Genomic DNA, 1,505 nt, shown 5'->3' on the forward strand with positions numbered 1-1,505 from the left:
TCGCCCGCTTCGTCAAGGAGCAGACCGGCGGCCTGGACGTGGTGTACGGCGGCGGCCTGAAGGCGGACAACGCCGCCATGCTCTCCTCCATCGGCGACATCGACGGCGGCCTGATCGCCCTGACCCGGTTCAGCGGCGAGATCGGCTTCTACCCCGAGGAGTATCTGGAGATTATCCGCCTGTATCTGGGCAAGTAAAAAGGAGTGGAAACACATGAAACTGGAGTTTGAATACGGCCAGGGCCTGATGGGCGCGGAGCTGCCCGACAGCACCGACATCTTCATCCCCGGCGAGACGGTGGCCGACCCGCCCTGCCTGCCCCAGGACTGGGACAGCCTGTACAACGCCACCCTGGAGTCCATCCGCAACCCCATCGGCATGCCCACCCTGCGGGAGCTGGCCCACAAGGGCAGCAGCGTGGTCATCGTCATCCCCGACATCGTCAAGGGCGGCAACCAGCCCACCAGCCACCGGAAGGTGGCCATCCGTGCCTGCCTGGACGAGCTGTACGCCGCCGGGGTGGAGAAGAAGGACATTCTGCTGCTCTTCTCCAACGGCCTGCACCCCCGGGCCACCGTGGCCGAGATGCAGACCATCCTGGGCCCCGAACTTTTTAACGAGTTCTACCCCTCCGGCCAGATCACCAGCCACGACAGCGAGGACTACGACCACCTGGTGGATCTGGGCCACACCGCCCAGGGCGACCACGTGATTATGAACAAGTACGTCTATGACGCCGACGTGGCCATCCTCATCGGCCACACCCAGGGCAACCCCTACGGCGGCTACTCCGGCGGCTACAAGCACTGCGCTACCGGCATCTCCCACTGGCGGAGCATCGCGGCCCACCACGTGCCCCAGGTCATGCACCGGCCCGACTTCGTGCCCGTGTCCACCAACAGCGAGATGCGCCACAAGTTCGACCAGCAGGGCATGCTCATGGAGGAGAAGATGGGCAAGAAGTTCTTCTGCTGCGACGCCGTGCTGGACACCAAGAGCCGCCAGATCGAGATTCACTCCGGCTGGGCCAGGGAGATGCAGCCCGTGTCCTGGAAGATGGCGGACAAGCGCACCTACGTCCACTGGGCGGAGAAGAAGTACGATATCATCGTCTTCGGCATGCCCACCAACTTCCACTACGGCAACGGCATGGGCACCAACCCCATCCAGATGATGCAGGCCCTGTCCGCCCAGGTCATCCGCCACAAGCGGATCATGAGCGACCACTGCGTGTTCATCGTGTCCTCCATCTGCGACGGGTACTTCCACGACGAGCGGTGGCCCTACCTGCGGGAGCTGTACGACCTGTTCCAGCACGACTACATGAACATCCTCCCCGACATGAACCGCTACGGCGAGTACTTCGCCACCAAGGAGGAGTACATCCGCAAGTACCGCTTCGCCAACGCCTTCCACCCCTTCCACGGCTTCTCCATGATGAGCTGCGGCCACCTGGCCGAGGAGCACACCAGCGCCATCTACATCGTGGGCGCCCGGGAGCCGGG

At 63.8% G+C, this 1,505-nt stretch carries 2 protein-coding genes; both read left to right on the forward strand.

Annotated elements, in window-relative coordinates:
* Nucleotides 1–197: triose-phosphate isomerase (locus tag QZ378_RS12925; protein ID WP_291258561.1), on the forward strand; the 197-nt coding region annotated here is incomplete at its 5' end.
* Between the two features lie 16 nt (nt 198–213).
* A partial coding sequence (locus tag QZ378_RS12930; RefSeq protein ID WP_291258562.1) for a lactate racemase domain-containing protein occupies nt 214–1,505 on the forward strand: 1,292 nt, incomplete at its 3' end.

Origin of the sequence: Flavonifractor sp., assembly GCF_019422385.1 — a bacterium.
Classification (GTDB): Bacteria; Bacillota; Clostridia; order Oscillospirales; family Oscillospiraceae; genus Flavonifractor; species Flavonifractor avistercoris.